Origin of the sequence: Acetobacterium paludosum (genome assembly GCF_008086595.1) — a bacterium.
In the GTDB taxonomy this organism is placed as follows: Bacteria; Bacillota; Clostridia; order Eubacteriales; family Eubacteriaceae; genus Acetobacterium; species Acetobacterium paludosum.
In genome coordinates this window covers 12,741-30,410 of the sequence record NZ_RXYA01000016.1, presented here as the reverse complement: position 1 = coordinate 30,410, position 17,670 = coordinate 12,741, and the positions used below count along the sequence as shown (strand labels likewise).

Here is a 17,670-nt window from a genome sequence, read left to right as displayed (position 1 = left end):
GTTTTGTAGAACTTATGGAGATATTCTGAATCAGAAATTTTCGTCTTTTCAAACTCAGCATTATTTTCTTGACAGATTGATTAGCGCATGCTATATTAGTTGTCGTTACAACAGTCGTCTCTGCTATTGTTGCAACGACAACATTTTACAGAAAGAAGTGAAATTATATGAAACAATTTTCAATCATCGAACGTTCGTGCCGTACTTTTTCTGAACGCCGACTGAAAAAATATGACTTGGGTTTTTCTGAACAGCTGGTGCTAATGTATGTTTCCGCTCACGATGAAGTTAATCAGGAAAAAATAGCCAGAAATTATATGATCGACAAGGGCGCCATTGCCAAAACATCCGTAAAGCTTGAAAAAAAAGGCTTTATTACCCGGATCCAAAATCCGGATAACAAACGTGAATATCTCGTTTCTTTAACTCAGGATGGTCAAAATATCATAAAACATATGAATGAAATTCTGATTGACTGGAACGAAGGCCTTTACGAAGGAATTTCAGAAGAGGATATTATCGTAATGAAAAGAACCACGGAAAAAATGGTAGCAAATGCCGCCAAGCTTATTGATCGGGAGACAAATCAATGAAAAAGCAGAATGAAAAAGCGAAATTCGGACTCATCCTTTCAGTCTATCTGCTGGGAATTTTTATGGGCGCACTGGATACCGGCATCGTAACACCGGCCCGAACCATTATTCAGAACAATCTGATGGTCGATGAAAAAACCGGAATCTGGATGATCACCATTTATACGCTTGCCTATGCTGCCAGTATTCCCGTTATGGGAAAACTGGCGGACAAATTTGGCCGCAAGTATATCTATTTATTCAGCATTATGTTGTTTGGGGTGGGTTCGCTGTTATGCGGACTGTCACAAAATTTCGGCAGCTTTTCGTTTTTGCTTGTCGCCAGAGTGATCCAGGCCATCGGCGGCGGCGGCATCTTGCCTGTGGCAACCGCGGAATTCGGTACTACCTTTCCCGAGGATAAACGCGGGTTGGCACTTGGTCTGGTCGGAGGCGTATTTGGCATTGCCAATATTTTCGGTGCCTCTGCCGGCAGTGCCATTCTTGATATCTTCGGAATAAACAACTGGCAGTTTATTTTTTATGTCAATGTTCCGATTACCCTGTTTATTTTAATTGCTGGCTTGATGGCGCTGCCGAATACCAAAGAATTAAGCACTAAAAAAATTGATGGGTTAGGGATTCTGATCCTGATCAGCATGGTGCTTTCCTTACTGTATGGATTAAAGAACATCGATTTCTTTGCTTTCAATCAAACCATCACCAGCACCTCTGTCTATCCGTTTCTGCTGATATTCGGGTTGCTGCTCCCGGTCTTTATCTTGGCCGAAAAGAAGGCTGAAGATCCGGTCATCAATTTAAATTATTTTAAAAGCCCGCCGATCCTGATCACGCTGTTTCTTTCCTTTATTACCGGCGTCGTGATGATGGGGATGATCTTTGTTCCGCAGTTTGCTGAAAACGCCCTCAAGATTCCATCCGGCAGCGGCGGTTATTTTGTCATTGTCCTCGGATTGTTTGCCGGCATCGGGGCCCCGTTTTCAGGCCAGCTGATCGACAAGTTCGGCGCTAAATTTGTACTGGCCATCGGATTTTCAGCATCCATTGCCGGCTCGCTGTTCCTTATTTTTGTCACCACCGCATACCCGAATTTCATCACTGTTGCCGTCTGTCTGATCCTCATCGGCATTGGCATCGGATTCACCATGGGGACCCCGATCAATTATATGATGCTTGACAATACTGCCGCCGCGGAATCAAATTCTGCCCTGGCCACCGTTTCACTTATTCGTTCAATTGGTACGGCAATCGCTCCAGCTATCATGATCGGATTTATTTCACATGCCGGACTTGCCGTTCAGACAAATGTTATGAACATCCTGCCATCAGAAGTCAATGTCCCCGCTCTCCCCTATGCCCAGGAAATTACCGAGACCGAGAATTCACTTTTATCCAATGCTGTGATGAAAGAAAAAATGGCCGGTATTGAAATTCCCGACTTGTCAACCCCGCGAACCGTGAAAGTCAATATGAATGACAGCAGCGGCTATACTATGCCTCAGGAACTATTGGATCTGATGAAAACCTCTGATGTCACAACGATTACTGAAAACAGCAAAACCCTCGCTGAAAATATGTTTGCCACGATGACCCCGGATACCATCGCCGAGATTCAGAACGGTGTCCAAACTGGAATCAATGCCATGAATAATGCAGCAACAGAAATTGAAAGCAATATTGCCGATTTGCAAAGTGCTTATAACGGCATCGATCAGGGGATCACCGGAATGGAAACAGCGATTACGTCTCAGAAAGAGGCCCTGGATCAGCTGGAAAGCCTGAGAACCACGATGGTTGAGATGCAGGCTTCCGCGTCCGCCGCTATGGCAGCATCTGCATCTGCAATGCCCGCATCCGCAACGATGAGCGGACAAGCCGGAGCATCCGCGAGCTTAATTGATATGATTCCCGATGCTGTCAAAAATCAGATGCCGCAAAGTGTTCTCGATGAACTGAGTGATGTTCAAACCGTTGATGATTTGGACAATAAGATTGCGCAACTGCAAGCTGCCATTGCCATCTTACAGTCTCAGGTTTCTGACAGCAAAGCCAGCCAGGCGGAAATGCTTGATGGTGTCACTGCGATGCAGGATGCCAAAGTTCAAATAAATGATACCGTCAACAAAATGACAGCACTGAAAAATGCTGTCCCTGACGCCTTCGAAACCGCCAAAAACGATTATCTGGCTAAAATTGATAATATGAAAACGGCCATCGAAGCCGAGTTTCAGCTGACGCTTAACGAAGGATTCAAACAAGTATATTTAACGGTCATCATCGCCTCGGTCATTGCTTTGTTTTCGCTTGCTTTTTATAAAAACAAGGAGCAGGATTGTACCGATGAAGACCTACTGATCAACGGGAATCTGAACGACGACTGTGAAACCATATAATTTTCTTTCTGGCAGGCTTTGACCACCAGCCCATGAAAGTTGTCATACCTGAAATCAAAATTTTAAGCAAATAAAAGCTCCCGGCAACCATCTGATATAATCAGTGGTTCCCGGGAGCTTATTTTTCAATCGGCCTATTTTCTGTTTTTGATAAACGCAATGAAGGCATCCGCTTCTTTTTCTAAATAGGGAGCACTTGCGGTCAATTCGAGTTTTCCGTCTTTGTTGAGCTGCTGCATCACATTTGGAATCGTCAGACGGGGCACATTCATGATATCCATATTTAAAAAGCTGAGCAGGGTGACCAAATGATCCTGGGCAATCGCAGTACCTGACATACTTGGGGTGATACCACTAATTGCCGCCGGTTTTCCAGGTAGAACCGCTCCTTCTGTTTCGCTGACAGGTCTTGAAAGCCAATCGATTAAATTTTTCAGCACTCCTGGGAAAAAATGATTATATTCTGGGGTGAAAAACCAGATGCCATCCGCCTTTATAATTTTTTCTCTGATTTCCTTGACCCTTGCCGGTGCCGGGAATTCAATATCCTGATTTAAAAGAGGGACCTCACTATAATCGATTATTTCGACACTCACTTTGTCTTGTAAGTATTTTTCGGCTTCTTTGGCAAGCTGAAGATTAAAGGAATCCTTCCTTAACGAGCCAACGATTGCCAATATCCTGATGTTTTCCATTAATTTTCTCCTTCTCTTAGTAATTTATCTCATTCTCTTTAATCATTTGTTTTATCAAAATATCTTTGAAGGCGGTCAAGCCATCTCCAACTTATCCGATAACTGTTTAAACCACACACATATTTTTAATATCTAATTAAATTGTCTCTTATATTGTAACCATTCCGTTTAGTTTCGTCAATGGTTTGCGTTAATTAATAATAATTGCTGTCCTGTTTAACTTTAAGAGGTTCTATAGACCAACCCCAAAAAAGACTAGAGCCGATTCCACATTTTTACCTGCAGAACCGGCCTAGCCGTTAATCTCAGTTGGCATCCGTTTGGACTCCTTCTTTTGATTTTATCAAAAACCTTCTTTTTCACTTTCCAATGCAAATACCACTTACTTTTCGGGTCATTCTACTTTTTAAATCAGGATTCTGTCACGCACTTGAAAACTATCTTAAGCTATTTTAGTTATCATCGTTGATCTGAGCCTATTTCTCGTTTCCAATTTTTTTCAATCAGAAGAGGTTTTTATAAACCGTGAGAGATTTTCTTTCGACTTAATAAATGATCTTTCAATATCTGTCATTTAATTCTCTAGCAAGACTTCTTCCCTTTTCTCATTTCGGAGTGATCTGTTTTTTAATTCAAATCTGCCCTATCCTTTAAAATTAAATCACTTCATCATGGTCAAATTTTCTTCTTCAACCTCGGGTCACTTCTTTAATTCTATTGGTGCGTTAAGCGATTGTTCACTTTTAAATGACCGTAATCATTCAATTCAGAAAAGGTTTGAGTTGATCTTTGATATGATTTCATTATAGCACCTTTTCCCGGGAAGTAAATAGATAAATTGTAAACGTTTGTATTAAATTCGTATATTAAAATATGCAGCTTTGTAAAATGGTTTTTCATCACTCAATAAAATGCTTTACAGAGCATTAAAATCACTCCCGCCCTATATAAAACAGCCATCACATAATTTAACCAGATATTATATATTCTCCGGCTTTTGCATGCTTAGCTTATAGTTTCATGACCACATTCGGCAAAATGAGATGGATCGTTTCAATAGTGTTCAGAGTCAAATCCATTGTTTCCGGCTGAAAACTTTCCACCGGTACCTGCTTTGATATTCTGTACACCTGTATTTCTTCTTTTGCAATTTTCAGATCATTCATGAGTTTTAACTGTCGGACGAACAATGTTTCACTATTCATCTGCGCTTCAATTTTTCTGATGGCCGCTGCCATTTTTTTCAGTTTTTCTTCTTTTTCATGGCTGACTTTCGCTTTGGCCTCATTTTCAATCGGTATTTTTTCACCGGTGATCTGCATCAGAAAGTTTTCATAAACCTGATCCAGATCGAATCCCTGGATTTCCAGAATTAAATCCTCATGGAGCATCCAGCTGGTCTGGAAACAGGTATCGACCTTAAAATCATTTTCGGTTTCTTTCCCGCAGCACAAAATTTTTCCCCATTCTTCGTACCGGACGATAAAGATGGCATGTTGATCGATTTCTCGGTTCAGAATTTTCAACAGATTTGGATTAATTTCCTGTCGATTTAGACTGATCTCATAGACAGCTATTTCCGTGACCGCTTCTCCCGGGCTGATGATCATCGTCTCGAGAGAAATCTGATTCATCCAGATGATGCCTTCAATTTCGCCAATAAATAACTTTTTTAATGACTCGGAAAAGTTCAAGTATTTATAAAACATTTCTTTTGGCATTTGTTTACAAACCTTGGTGCTGTTTGGCAAATTGATCATATCATCACCTTCACATTCCTATTTTGTTGATTTTTCACTGCGATCTCTGCTATTATGATAATCGACTGCGCCTTCCAAAAGCTTAGCTGTTTTTAGTATTTTTAAATTTCCTCCTGTTTCCAGATGGAAACGGCGGTCTTTAAAACTCTGGTCTCAGGTCTATGAGGGAAACGTAAAAAAGCAACATCCCCCGGATGGGTACGTTGCTTTTTTTACGTTTTTCTCACAAGTCTTTTTTTACACAGTTTCTCTAGAACTTGTCTCAATCATTTTGAGATGAGTAAACAACTATTTCTTATTCTAAATGGTCTCATGATCGTCCAATTCATCATTATTTTCCTGACCATTATACGGATCGATATGAACACTCACGCGGGTGTTTTTCAAGGCATCACACAATTCCTTTTTCAAACAGCCGACAATATCATGGGCTTCCTTCACGGTAAGGCTCGGATCAACGGTGATATGAAAATCGATGTGTCTGACATTTCCCGACTTTCTTGTCTTCAGCTTATGATAATCGATCAATTGCTGTGCATTCTTATCTTTAACCTTCTCAATCACACCTTTTATTTCCTGCTCTTCTTCATCTGAAAGCCGGATATCCATGAGATACTCTAGCGCATTATAACATAGACTCCAGGCTTCCTTGACAATCAGCAGCGCCACTAAAATAGCCACAATTGAATCCAGTATCATAAAATCGGTGAGTTTAATGAGCAGAATGCCAATACCGACTCCCAAAGATGTATACACATCGGTTTTCAGATGAAGTGCGTCCGCTTCGAGTGCCATGGAATCTTCTTCTTTGGCTACTTTGTATATTGTTTTTGAAACGAAGAAATTAACCAGGGCAGCGACCGTCATCACGGCGATGGCAACCCACGCCTGTTCAATTTCAATCGGTTCAAACATTTTTTTCACCGCTTCAAACACAATCAGCCCAGCCGCAATAAAGATCAATATACCTTCCACAATGCCGGACAGGTTTTCAATTTTACCATGGCCGTAAGGATGATCCCGGTCTGCTGGTTTTGAGGATTTACGAACTGCTGTAAAAGCGACAAGTGAGGCGACAAGATCCATTGAAGAATGGATCGCCTCCGAAATAATACTGACGGAACCACTCAGTAGGCCGGCCATTATTTTCAAAATAATCAGCACGGTGTTTGAACAAATGGACAATAAAGCAACTTTTGTTTTTCGATTTGATGTAGACATAAAACTTTTCCTCCTAAAATCACCTGAAACAGGACCTGTATGTTTCTTTTTTGTTTCCGGGCATTGCAGCAACTTCCGACGAAAAATATCCTGTGGAACCATCAATTGTGATTGAAGTCCCACAGGATATCACCCGCTGCCAATAAAGGCCCAGCATATTGAAATTTAAATTCTACATGCTTGTATTTTTATATGTAATTTTCAAATTTTAGCATATTATTTTGCAGTTGTCAACACGCCTGCCTTCTTTTTTCTTCTTGCACTTTCTGTAATTTTTTACATTTTTCTCTGCTTTCAGCTGCATACTCGTCAAACACTTCCCGATAATCCGCATAATCAATGGTGCAGTCTTTCTGATCAAACATTTTACAGTATCCTTCCAGCGCCACCCAGTCCCGGCTGTAAGCGTGGTAGCTGATCGCATCGTGAGTGTAGGACCCAAGCTCTTTAATGCCCACTTCTTTAGCAATATACCTTGACAGTTCAATTAATGCAAAGACATTCATGGCAACCGCCTTGACACCGTCGTTGCTTCTAAATACGACATTGGTGTTTAATTTACCGTTTTTAACAGTGTAGTGTATTAATTGCAGACAGGGCGGATCACTCAGTCTTGCAGCCTTCTGATTAGAAACATGCAGCGTTGCCTGTCTGGTATTCGGATCTGCTTTTAATTTATTGATAACGAAGTCAATATTTTCTGCGAATAAATCATGATACGTGTACCCATACATATCCTTTTCAAAATCTTTTGTTCCTTCAACCATCTCCAGAACGTAGTCCACAAGGGTTTCCAATCCGGCCGGCATGGCCATGGTGATTTTCACATTCTGGATACTATCGATATCCATGACAAGATGTATTTCTTTTAAATGATCTTCCCGATCCTGATTTTTTCCGGTCACGACCTCCGCCTTATTTAAAGCTTTCATCGCCGCCTCGATCCCTTTATGCAGTTCTTTTTCGTGTATATAAGTAATCATCATTTATCTTTAGTTTTTTATAATATGCCGCCTACTGATATTGCACCTTATAAATTTCTAAATTCCTTTCTTGGTTAATATTGCTTTTCATTAATGATAACATATTTATCAAAGTTTAGACAAGTTGCCCTTGGGGCTTTTAAATTTTCAGAGTTCGCCGATCTCATAGTTGCCTTTGTAGATGTTGCCGAGGCCGCCGTCGATGGAAATAGGGTCTCCCGACTTGAATCGATGGCCATTGATGAGGCATTCCTTCTGGGAATCATTCACTTCAAGACCTCTGCATTTGACGATACAGATCTTTCCGATGCTGGCTGCTGCCACGGCGGCGTGGGAGGTCACCCCACCTTTGGCCGTGATGAGGCCGTCGCAGACAAAAATCAGGGGAATATCATCCGGTACCGTATCCGGTCTGATCAGAATGATTTTCGCATCTGGATAATTCCTTTTCAAGCCCTCCATATCTGCCATATCAAAGGCCAGCAGGCCCGACAAAACCTCGCTGCTCATTCCAATGCCATGGCCCACCAGTTCCATTTCATGAGGCGAAGGAAGAAAGCTCGTAAAGGACGTCTGCTTTTTCAGATCCTGATTCCGGGTCTGCAAAATATATAAATCTTCCGGATATTCCGATTCAAAAGTAAATTCCATTTCCTGATGAACAAAACCATACTCCTCAATGAGTCGATTCGCATAGTGCGCGAGGGCCTCATAAATCTTGGGGAATTCCGACTCCAATGACAGGGTGCTGTCCTGATCATGCTTCTTCCGCTGCGCCTCACTAATTGGCAACGTATTGACCAGACCCGAAACGACGTCCTCGCCCTGACTGCACAGAGCAAAATCTCCGTACAGATGGATTCCCGATCGGCCGTTAAAAGGACTGCTGGTGAAGACGACTCCGGTGCCGGACCGGGACGAACGATTTCCCAGCACCATCTTTTGAACGACCACTGCGGTTCCCCAATCATCGGCGATCTGCAGATGATTACGGTAATAGACGGCGCTTTCCGAGGACCATGAGTCCAAAACGGAACGGATGGCCTGCTTCAGCTGTTTAAAGGGATCCCGTTCAATTTCAATGTGATGGTCGGCAAGTACTTTTTTGTAATTAAAGGCTATGTCCTTCATCTGATCAGCGGTAAATTGAATTTTCAAATCGACTTGCTGTCGTTCCTTATGCTCCTGCATGATCTGGTCGAAAATGTCCCGATCGATCCCATAGGCCATTCCCCAGCTTTGCAGAAAACGACGGTAGCAGTCCCAGGCGGTCCATCCGAAACCCTTTTTGCGGCTGTATGCCGCGGCAATTTCATCATTCATCCCAACGTTCAAAAATGTTTTCATGGCCCCCGGCAGGGAAATGGAAGAGCCCGAGCGAACGGAAAGAAACAGTGGTTTTTCGGCCTTCCCGTAATGCTGTCCGGTCAGCTCTTCAATATAAGCAATGTGGCTTTCGATAAGCAAATCCATATCCCGCATCATATCCGGATGCCCTTCGATGATATCCTTGTGGCGAAAGACCTCAGTGGTAATGACAAAACCCGGCGGAACCGGAAAATCATAGCTGATCATCTTTTTCAGAAAATAGGCCTTCGCCCCCAGGAATACCGGATTATTGATTTTTCCACTCTTTTGAGTTAACAGACTGAACGCCATATCAGGATCATAGGTCATCATGCTTTGAATGAAGGAATTGGAATAGTTTTTTATCATGCTTCGCAAACCATTGATGGTGTCGGTGATAAAGTTATCCAAATCCTGAACCAGAAAGGCGGTTGACAGATTGTCCCGCAAGAATTTCTCAGATTCCATATGGTAGAATTTTCGGCTGTCGCCTTCAAATTTGACCTCCTTTGTAGCCAGAACCTGGGGAATAATCACCTTCATGGGCCTTTCAAAAAGATCGAAGAAATACTCGCTGATAATCTGTTTGATATCGTTTGCCATAAACTGAAAAATATTAATATACTGGTCGATGGAAAAACTCGGCGAGGCCAGACCAAATTTCAGCATATCCAGATGGGAGTTGAAGCCCTGGTTGTAAATGCCATCAAGCTCCAGACCATCCTTGAACAGGACCAGGATATGATAAATCTGCCGGAAGGTCTTGGCGGTAATGTATTCGGAATTAAAGGGCTGGGTGACCTGCGTCATGAGCTTTGCCACGGTTCTTTCAAGCCGGTACATGAGACCCAGAGCATCAAATTTTGGCTCCATATAGGCACCATACATAGAAGGGATATCAACCGCAATATGCCTTTTGTAATAAATATTTTCAAATGCTTCACTTTCGTTGGGGTCCAAGATAATTTCCTTCAGATGGTTCATGAGATTGTAAATCTGGTGAATGGCCTCCTCCTTTTGGTTGTGCTTAAGACTTTTCTTTAATTTTGTCAGGTCTCCGGTGATATGCAGGCTGTAGTTTTTCAGCATGGCCAGAACATCCTCGAATTCAAAGGAATATTTCTCCAGCAGCAGAAAATAGACCTGAAAGAGATCCAACACTCTTGTCACATCCAGATTTGCGTCGGACGGTAATTTGTTCAGAGCTTTTTTGATCGCCTCAATATCCAGATTCATCAGCTCCTCGGGACTGGACGCAACTTCCCGGCAGAGCCGAATCAGCGTTTCATGGGGCTTTTGAAACCACTTGCTCTGTTGCTCCAAATTGATATAAATCTCATCTGGAATGATGTCCTGCAAGGGTTCTTTATTCCCGTCATACCAGTAGGTGATGATCTTTTTTGACAGCTCAATATGGGTATTGTTGCTTTCGATATGAATCTGCTTGCGCATAAAGTGGATGAGCCGGTCTTTTCGCTTTGAAGCTTCATCAATGGCCGTTGTCACTTCCCGTAGCTCTCCCTCGGCTCCGATTTCCCGAAAATAAACGGGAAAGATTCTCGCCAGCTGCTTGATTTCCCGGTAAACGGGTTCGATGTCCGAATTGAGCAGCTTGGTAATATCCCGTTGGAAGAGATCAGTATCTGAAATAAAAATCCCGCCCAGTTTGAGGTTCATGATCAGGGCAGCCAGCAGCTCCCGCATGGCCTTGGGGTCTTGTTCAATTAACTCCAGCCAAACCCGGATATTTTTGACATGATTTGAATTGATTAGAATCTGCCAGTCATTGTTCAGACTAAGCTTTCCCGGGTAGTTAAAACCCAGCTTGATCAAAGATTTTGTGAAATATTCAATGTTGGCCGTATCGCCAGTGGCAATAATCTCTTTGCCCAGGGTTAGCATGCAATCCAGTAAAGTGCCCCCATGATCTTCTCTGAGTTCCTGGAACTCCACCATAATGGTCGTGAGAAAATCAGTGATCTCTTCGGAATCCAGCTCATCAAATATATTTCTCAAATTACGATTAATATCATAGATGAGATGGTCATTGAGGGTCGCCATCCCCGGCAAATGCAGAAGGTAATAAAGATAGTAAATGGTTTCCAGATTGGAAGAAAATTTTTCCGAAAAGCTACGGAAATAATTGGCGATATCATTGTAAAACATCAGTTTCTGAATACCGCTCCAATCGGTTGCCTGATTTTTTTCTTCCCGAAGGCGGTCAAAAAACGGATGACCGATGCCCTTGATTTTCTGCCCATTCATGTTATGAAAAAGCGGTTGTTTCGAATCAAACCACTCTTCCGCTAAAGAGGTGCGCTCCCAGTAATCAATGCACTGTTCTAATAAGCTGGATGTGATTTCCTGTAAAACCGGAGCGAATTCCGGCTGCTCTGCGACTTTATTGAGGTAAATTTTGAAGTAATCGGAATTTTTTACATATAAAAGCTGATGATGAACCCGGTCCTCTTGCAGGACGTCAACACACTGATGAATAATAGTTTTGGGGAAGTCGTCAAGATTTGTCAGCCGGTCCATAAACCGAATCAGAACCTGAATAAGAAGGACTCTCTGGCTGTCCTCCAGTTTAGAATGTAAAACAGACCTGATGATCTCAGCCAATACGCCGAGCGCCTGCTCCGACTCGTCAAGGGCACCATACAGCCATAAATCGTCAAGGCAGATGGTTTTTAGCGATTCGATGACGTATTGATTATTCCGGTACTTGTGATTCAACTCCACCAGAAATTCCTGGGTCCTTTTGTGAATACCCCAGTACGATTTTGATAATTCTCCAAACCACTGCTGTATCGCCGGAATTTCGGTGATGGTTTCACGGGTCTGGGTAAGATTGGCTTCTAAAGCCTTGGAAGAAAACACGTTAGCCATTTTATTATCCCCCTAAAAAATAGATTGGGTAAACGTTGGCTTTACCTATGATCAGTATATCATAATCGTGTGATCAAATGAATAAAGAAAAACGCGTCTTTAATTTAGATGAGACTGTAAATAATTCAGTGCCATCATCGAATGATATGCTTCCTTTATCATTCAATGATGGCACTTTTCTGATGCTGCTTCTAGACAAAATTCAATTTACTCCAACCTTCAAAGGAAATTCTTATACCTTAATATCGCCGATGCTTTTAAACGTTTCAGTGCTTTTTCCATTGTCTGCCAGCATTGAAACTGCTGCGGTGGTGCTTAAGCCGGCCTTATCATAAGCGTAAACATGAATGGTATAATCGCCGGCTTCACCATTGTGATCTGCATACAAGACCCGACAGCTGGCCGTATTGCCGCTGATGGTTCCCGGATACCATACTAGATCGTCCTGACCATCTTTATCCGTCCAGACTGGAAACATTACCTTATCAACGCCGGTTCCCACATCCGATACCGCGCAGCTTACCGTAAAGCCATTTTCATCAGCTTCTGTTACCTGAACATCAGATAACACCGGTGGTGTTATATCGGATGATGCATCCACATAATCTCCGATGTAAATATATCCCTGAAAACCTCCGACGGAGGTTGCATCCTCAGCACCGATGCTATAGGAATAGGTGCGGAATAATATGCCGCTCCAGGTTGACTCAGAAAGTGTCACCACATTATCGACAATGGACTCAACAACAGCCACATGTCCGGATGATCCACCGCCCCAACAAATGATGGCACCCAATTTGGGAGTTGATCCGCAAGGATAACATCTATTACTTAAATTGTAATCCCACCATTGATTGGCATTTCCAGTGTCCAAATTGGGTTTGGTTCCCAGAATTTCATAGGCCCGTCCCCAGGCGTAAGCAGTGCAGTTCGGCATGCCATAGCCGCCTTGATAATAAGCATTATCTGCATAGAAGCAAGGATTATCTGTCCCTGGCGCCGTCATTCGTGCCGAGTATAAAGCCGGCAATACTTGCGCTGCTCCAACAGTAGTTGTAACCGCGGAATTATTTGAGTCATTTTCTTCAGCCATTACCGCTCCCGGCAACAGACCTAAAAATAAAATGAACGCAATACTAAAACATGCGTTTTTAAAAAAACGTTTCTTCATTTAACCTCCTGCTGCCCATATATGATGATGTTACAAAGATATTTGCAACTTAAATACATCATAATTGTCGAGATTTGTTTACAAAACAGCAATATGAATTTTACAATGGATCAATTTAATTTGCAAGTTTTTGATTCTTATATCCATCTAAATTAATTAATTCATAAGTTTTATGAGACCGTTTCCAAATTTCAAAATGCTATAACAGCAACGATTTTTCGTATAAAAAAGCTCCTTCCATAAAAATGGAAAGAATCGAATGGACTCAACAATTAATCTTTATTTAAGAAATTCAGCTCACCATTATTAATGTACTGCTTAGCTGAACTGAACAGTTGACGAAAACCTGATTCAGCAGTGAATCAGGTTTTTTTCGAAAATCAGGAGAAGGAAAACAAGCCAAAAGCACTGAGACTAAAAAAATAAAGAGTGATTATTAATCACCCTTATTTGATGGCCACTCTGAAAGTTCCGTTTTTTTTGCCATTCGCGCTTTTCTCCTCATCATAAGCTCATGTAATAAAATATACAGCAGGAGACCCAATGCCACACCGGTACTATCGATGAAAACATCTCTTACCTGTCCCGAACGGCCAAGAATAAATAACTGATGGGCTTCATCACTGCAGGCATAAAGCACACATATTATAAAGGCCTTAACTTCGGCTTTTGAAACATTGCTTTGCTTTAATGCAACTAAAGTCAGTACTGCAAGAATTAAATAGATGCAAAAGTGGGCACTTTTTCTAATATAAAAATCAAGATAGCCAATATCCACATTGAATCCCAAAGAACCGATGGTCAACTTTGCAATACAACTACTCAACTCATCCGACTGATCAGCCGGTTGATTGGAAAAATAAAAGATCAGGCCCATCCAGATAATAACTAAAATCCATGCGACCACTATGTTTCTGGTGACTTTTCGTCCGTCTTCCCGGTGGGTCATCATAATATCACTTCAAACTTCACGCTCGTATTTTCAACGAAGACTTCATTATCCTGATCATTTAAAAATATATTTCTGGCCTCAATTGCTTTTGATATTACATGATAAATTCCAGTGTTGCTTCTTTCCCGAGTCCATATTTTCATTGATTTACCCCTCTTTATTACACTTTACAAAATAGTAACACATTGGAAGAAAGAAGACAAATTGAAAGGTTACTTTTTTCATAAAGCAATGATGCAATGACCGCATCTTCACCTGGACAATGCTATTGACGGGTTCCATTATTTGTGCTAAACTAGGTTTAATTTATAACCGTTATAATATAAAACTGAATATCACTTATCTGTCTGATGCTTATTTTTTCAATAAAAGGGTAGCTATAATTAATGAACTTCTAAATTTTAAGTGAACAGAGTGATTGTATTCGTATTACTTAATGGTTTAAATTGAACAATCTTGTACAAATATGTACAATTGAGTTAATAAAACATATAAAAATATTTTTGGTTCAAGAAAAGGAGATCCACATGAAAGATTTAAAAGGAACAAAATCAGAAGCTAATCTTATGACTGCCTTTGCCGGGGAAAGCCAGGCCAGAAACAAGTACACGTATTATGCCGGTCAGGCAAAGAAAGATGGGTACGAACAAATTGCCGCCTTATTTTCTGAAACTGCCAAAAACGAAGAGGAACATGCGAAAATTTGGTTCAAGCTTTTACATAATGGCATTGCCGACACCGCTACGAACTTGAAAGATGCCGCGACTGGTGAAAATTTTGAATGGACAAGCATGTATGAAGGTTTCGCAAAAGATGCAAAGGAAGAAGGTTTTGATGATCTGGCACGTCTTTTTGAAGGTGTTGCCAAAATTGAAAAAAAACATGAAGAACGATATCTTCAATTACTAAACAAAGTTGAAAACGGACTTGTTTTTTCTAATGATGGCGATACTATCTGGAAATGTTCAAATTGCGGTCATATTTATATTGGCAAGAAAGCACCTGAAATCTGCCCAATTTGCAAACATCCAAAAGCTTATTTTCAAATAGAAGTTCAAAACTACTAAAATAGATTAAATACGATGGGAGTGTTTCATATGAAAGCTATAATTGATCGTTCCGAATGCATCGGCTGCGGCTTGTGCACAGAAGCCTGTCCGGAAGTATTCCGTATGGGTGATGATGATCTTGCGGAAGTTTATGCCGAGGTTGATGATTCACTAAAAAGCAGCGCAGTTGAAGCTCAGGACAGCTGTCCGGTTTCAGCTATTTCTCTTGAAGAATAACAACGGTTGTTACGGGAGCCCCATGGAAAAGCTATTGGAACAATTACCGAACGAGCAAAACCATTTCTAAGCAAAAAATAATCTAATTATATTAATAACAAGTACCCTCATATCTTTTTCATGATATGAGGGTACTTGTCATTAAATGTCTCACTTATTCTTTTACAATCAGCACGGAACAGGGAGCTGATGCAAGCACTTTTTTAGTCGTTGAACCGACAAAGAAACGTTTGACCGGACTGAATCCTCTTCTGCCCATCACGATCAAATCAAATCCTCCCGTCCTGGCATATTCCTCTATTTCAACATCAACAGTACCGATTAAAACTTTTTTATTCAAAACCACGCCCGTGTCTTTGTACCCTTTGACAAGTGCATTCAATATTTTTTCGGACTCTTTGGAAGCCGCCATCTGGAGTTCATCCTGCATCTTTGCATAATTCGGGGGAATTGCTGCGGTTTCATAATAAGGCAAATCGATTTGTACAACCGTAAGAAACGTTACCTCACTGCTAAATTTCTCTGCCAGTCTAACAGCTTGAGCAGCTGCTTTTAAGGAAATTTCAGAACCATCTACCGGTACAAGTATTTTTTTCATTGGTATTCCTCCTAGCTTTATTTTTTTTATATACCCATATGAGTAGAAAATAACCTCAGACCCTACTCTTTATTATGGCAAAATTCAATAGTCAATTTGTTTTTTTGAATGATTATCGTTATAATAAAATAATATTGATCATTTATAAGAAATCAGAAGCTCGGATCACCCTTGCAATTGCCGGTGATGAAATTAAAAAAAGAGGTCGCTATGTCAAAACAAAAAGAAATTAAAACGAATGCGATGCGCATTTTAGACAAATTAAATATTCAATATCAATCCCAATCCTATGAAAGTGAAGCGTTTGTAGATGGGCTAAAGACTGCCGACCAGTTGAATCTGCCACATGAATTAGTGTACAAAACGTTAGTCACCGTGGGGAAAAGCCAAGAATATTTTGTATTTGTTATTCCTATTGCTACAGAGTTGGATATGAAGAAAGGAGCAAAATCTGTTTGTGAAAAATCAATCGCTATGATTCACGTTAAAGATTTACATGACGTGACCGGATATGTTCGCGGAGGATGCACTTCTATCGGTATGAAAAGACAATTTAAAACGATTATCAGTGATACAGCAAAAGGACTGGATAAAATTTATATAAGCGGAGGCAAAATCGGTTTACAATTAAGACTAGCCCCTGACGATTTGTGCAAAGCTGCAAATGCTGTTTACGGAGATATTATCATGAAATAGCTATTATCCAGAACTTTTTAAAAAAAGAAAGACTTACAATGACGGCAAGTCTTTCTAAGTAAAAATATTAAACTTTGTCTTTTATTTAGATTGATCCCCTGATTCTGATGAAATCGGTTTATCATGATAGGCGAGTTTAACGCCGAAAATATAGATTAATATTCCCAGCACTACAAAAAATGGAATAATATATATCGGACTGATGAACAATGCTGGAAGCGTCTTGAAGAGGGTAAGTGTTCCAAAGAACATAAATATGATTCCTGCCATCCATTTTATATAGATATCAGGTATATGTTTGGCCAGCCACGCCCCGCCCAGTATCCCAATCCCATCAGCAATGAGCATACCGGTTGTTGTTCCCATTAGGATGAAAAGTGGTTGGGTACTTTCAGCTGCGATTGTTATTGTCATCAGCTGGGTTTTGTCCCCCATCTCTGCAATAAAAAATGCAATTGCCACCGTGACAACCGGTCCGAATCGATGCTTTTTTTCACCGTCTTCATCAATTTTATCACCGCGCAAAGTCCAAATTCCAAAGGCAAGGAATGCGATTGCTGCAACAATTTCTACTGTTTGCATGGGAATAACCGAGCTTAAATAAGTGCCTGCCAACACCGCCAGGGCATGGTTTAGAATTGTCGCTATCAGTACTCCCAGCATGACCTGTGCAACTTTATACTTGCCGGCCATGGCCATCGCGAGCAACTGGGTCTTATCCCCCATTTCAGCCACTACCACAAGCAGTAGGGCCTTAATAAATTCTGACATTTATTGACCTCCTTCTAAATTTTAAAATATAAATAAAAAAGACCTTCAACACAACAGCATGATCAGATCAATCAGAACCTCTGTCTTTTCAGTATAAAAATTATACTAAAAGAGGTTTTGATCGATCTGATAAACCACTGTGTTAAAAGTCTCACTTGACAGAAATCAGTACTGAAATCCACCACGATAAAGCCAGACCCAAAGGTCAGTATGTTGACTTTATCACCGTATATGGGCAGCTACTCCCTCTTAACATTAAATTTATATTTTATTATACAACGCTTTTAATACTACCACATAATTTTTACACTGACA

15 protein-coding genes are annotated in these 17,670 nt (G+C 41.0%); 5 read left to right on the top strand and 10 right to left on the bottom strand.

What is annotated here, in order from left to right:
- The first annotated feature begins 167 nt into the window (after positions 1 to 167).
- Together FZC41_RS15045 and FZC41_RS15040 are read left to right on the top strand one after the other, a co-directional pair.
- Entirely contained in the window at positions 168 to 593 is a 426-nt protein-coding gene (locus FZC41_RS15045; RefSeq protein WP_148568269.1) for a MarR family winged helix-turn-helix transcriptional regulator, read from the top strand.
- Positions 590 to 2,986, top strand: a complete 2,397-nt coding sequence (locus FZC41_RS15040; RefSeq protein WP_148568268.1) for an MFS transporter — start codon at positions 590 to 592, stop codon at positions 2,984 to 2,986. Before FZC41_RS15045 ends, FZC41_RS15040 begins: the two co-directional genes overlap by 4 nt.
- A gap of 134 nt (positions 2,987 to 3,120) precedes the next feature.
- On the opposite strand, the gene FZC41_RS15035 is transcribed toward FZC41_RS15040, so the two are convergent.
- The 8 genes from FZC41_RS15035 to FZC41_RS17370 form a co-directional block, all read right to left on the bottom strand.
- Positions 3,121 to 3,681 carry an NADPH-dependent FMN reductase gene (locus FZC41_RS15035; protein ID WP_148568267.1) on the bottom strand — a complete coding sequence of 187 codons (561 nt, stop codon included), beginning with the start codon at positions 3,679 to 3,681 and terminating at the stop codon, positions 3,121 to 3,123.
- Between the two features lie 1,010 nt (positions 3,682 to 4,691).
- Complete coding sequence (locus FZC41_RS15030) at positions 4,692 to 5,441, bottom strand: DUF4391 domain-containing protein (RefSeq protein ID WP_148568266.1); 750 nt, start codon at positions 5,439 to 5,441, stop codon at positions 4,692 to 4,694.
- 300 nt (positions 5,442 to 5,741) lie between these two features.
- Positions 5,742 to 6,662, bottom strand: a complete 921-nt coding sequence (locus FZC41_RS15025; RefSeq protein WP_148568265.1) for a cation diffusion facilitator family transporter — start codon at positions 6,660 to 6,662, stop codon at positions 5,742 to 5,744.
- A 230-nt stretch (positions 6,663 to 6,892) separates the two neighbouring features.
- A complete protein-coding gene (locus FZC41_RS15020; RefSeq protein WP_186855161.1) occupies positions 6,893 to 7,594 on the bottom strand; it encodes a thymidylate synthase in 702 nt (233 codons plus the stop codon).
- A gap of 198 nt (positions 7,595 to 7,792) precedes the next feature.
- The gene (locus tag FZC41_RS15015) at positions 7,793 to 11,881 is read right to left on the bottom strand and encodes a PEP/pyruvate-binding domain-containing protein (RefSeq protein WP_148568263.1); all 4,089 of its coding nucleotides are present in this window, start codon (positions 11,879 to 11,881) and stop codon (positions 7,793 to 7,795) included.
- 232 nt (positions 11,882 to 12,113) lie between these two features.
- Entirely contained in the window at positions 12,114 to 13,052 is a 939-nt protein-coding gene (locus FZC41_RS15010) for a GBS Bsp-like repeat-containing protein (protein WP_148568262.1), read from the bottom strand.
- A 436-nt stretch (positions 13,053 to 13,488) separates the two neighbouring features.
- The gene (locus FZC41_RS15005) at positions 13,489 to 14,004 is read right to left on the bottom strand and encodes a VanZ family protein (RefSeq protein ID WP_243136736.1); all 516 of its coding nucleotides are present in this window, start codon (positions 14,002 to 14,004) and stop codon (positions 13,489 to 13,491) included.
- Positions 14,001 to 14,147: a hypothetical protein gene (locus FZC41_RS17370; protein ID WP_170254007.1), complete on the bottom strand. Its 147-nt coding sequence runs from the start codon at positions 14,145 to 14,147 to the stop codon at positions 14,001 to 14,003. Before FZC41_RS17370 ends, FZC41_RS15005 begins: the two co-directional genes overlap by 4 nt.
- 384 nt (positions 14,148 to 14,531) lie before the next feature.
- Between FZC41_RS17370 and rbr the strand changes: the two genes are divergently transcribed.
- Positions 14,532 to 15,071, top strand: coding sequence for a rubrerythrin (gene rbr / locus FZC41_RS15000; RefSeq protein ID WP_148568261.1), 540 nt, complete (start codon positions 14,532 to 14,534; stop codon positions 15,069 to 15,071).
- 30 nt (positions 15,072 to 15,101) lie between these two features.
- The gene (locus FZC41_RS14995) at positions 15,102 to 15,290 is read left to right on the top strand and encodes a ferredoxin (protein ID WP_148568260.1); all 189 of its coding nucleotides are present in this window, start codon (positions 15,102 to 15,104) and stop codon (positions 15,288 to 15,290) included.
- Positions 15,291 to 15,444: 154 nt separating this feature from the next.
- Here the strand turns inward: FZC41_RS14995 and FZC41_RS14990 are convergent, their stop codons facing one another.
- Positions 15,445 to 15,888 (bottom strand): universal stress protein, encoded by a 444-nt coding sequence (locus FZC41_RS14990; RefSeq protein ID WP_148568259.1) that lies wholly within the window; start codon positions 15,886 to 15,888, stop codon positions 15,445 to 15,447.
- A 210-nt stretch (positions 15,889 to 16,098) separates the two neighbouring features.
- Here FZC41_RS14990 and ybaK point away from each other — a divergent pair, with 210 nt between their 5' ends.
- On the top strand, positions 16,099 to 16,584 hold the full coding sequence (ybaK, locus tag FZC41_RS14985; RefSeq protein ID WP_148568258.1) for a Cys-tRNA(Pro) deacylase: 486 nt from the start codon (positions 16,099 to 16,101) through the stop codon (positions 16,582 to 16,584).
- Between the two features lie 81 nt (positions 16,585 to 16,665).
- Here ybaK and FZC41_RS14980 read toward each other — a convergent pair whose 3' ends face one another.
- A complete protein-coding gene (locus FZC41_RS14980) occupies positions 16,666 to 17,355 on the bottom strand; it encodes a TMEM165/GDT1 family protein (protein ID WP_148568257.1) in 690 nt (229 codons plus the stop codon).
- Positions 17,356 to 17,670 lie beyond the last annotated feature (315 nt).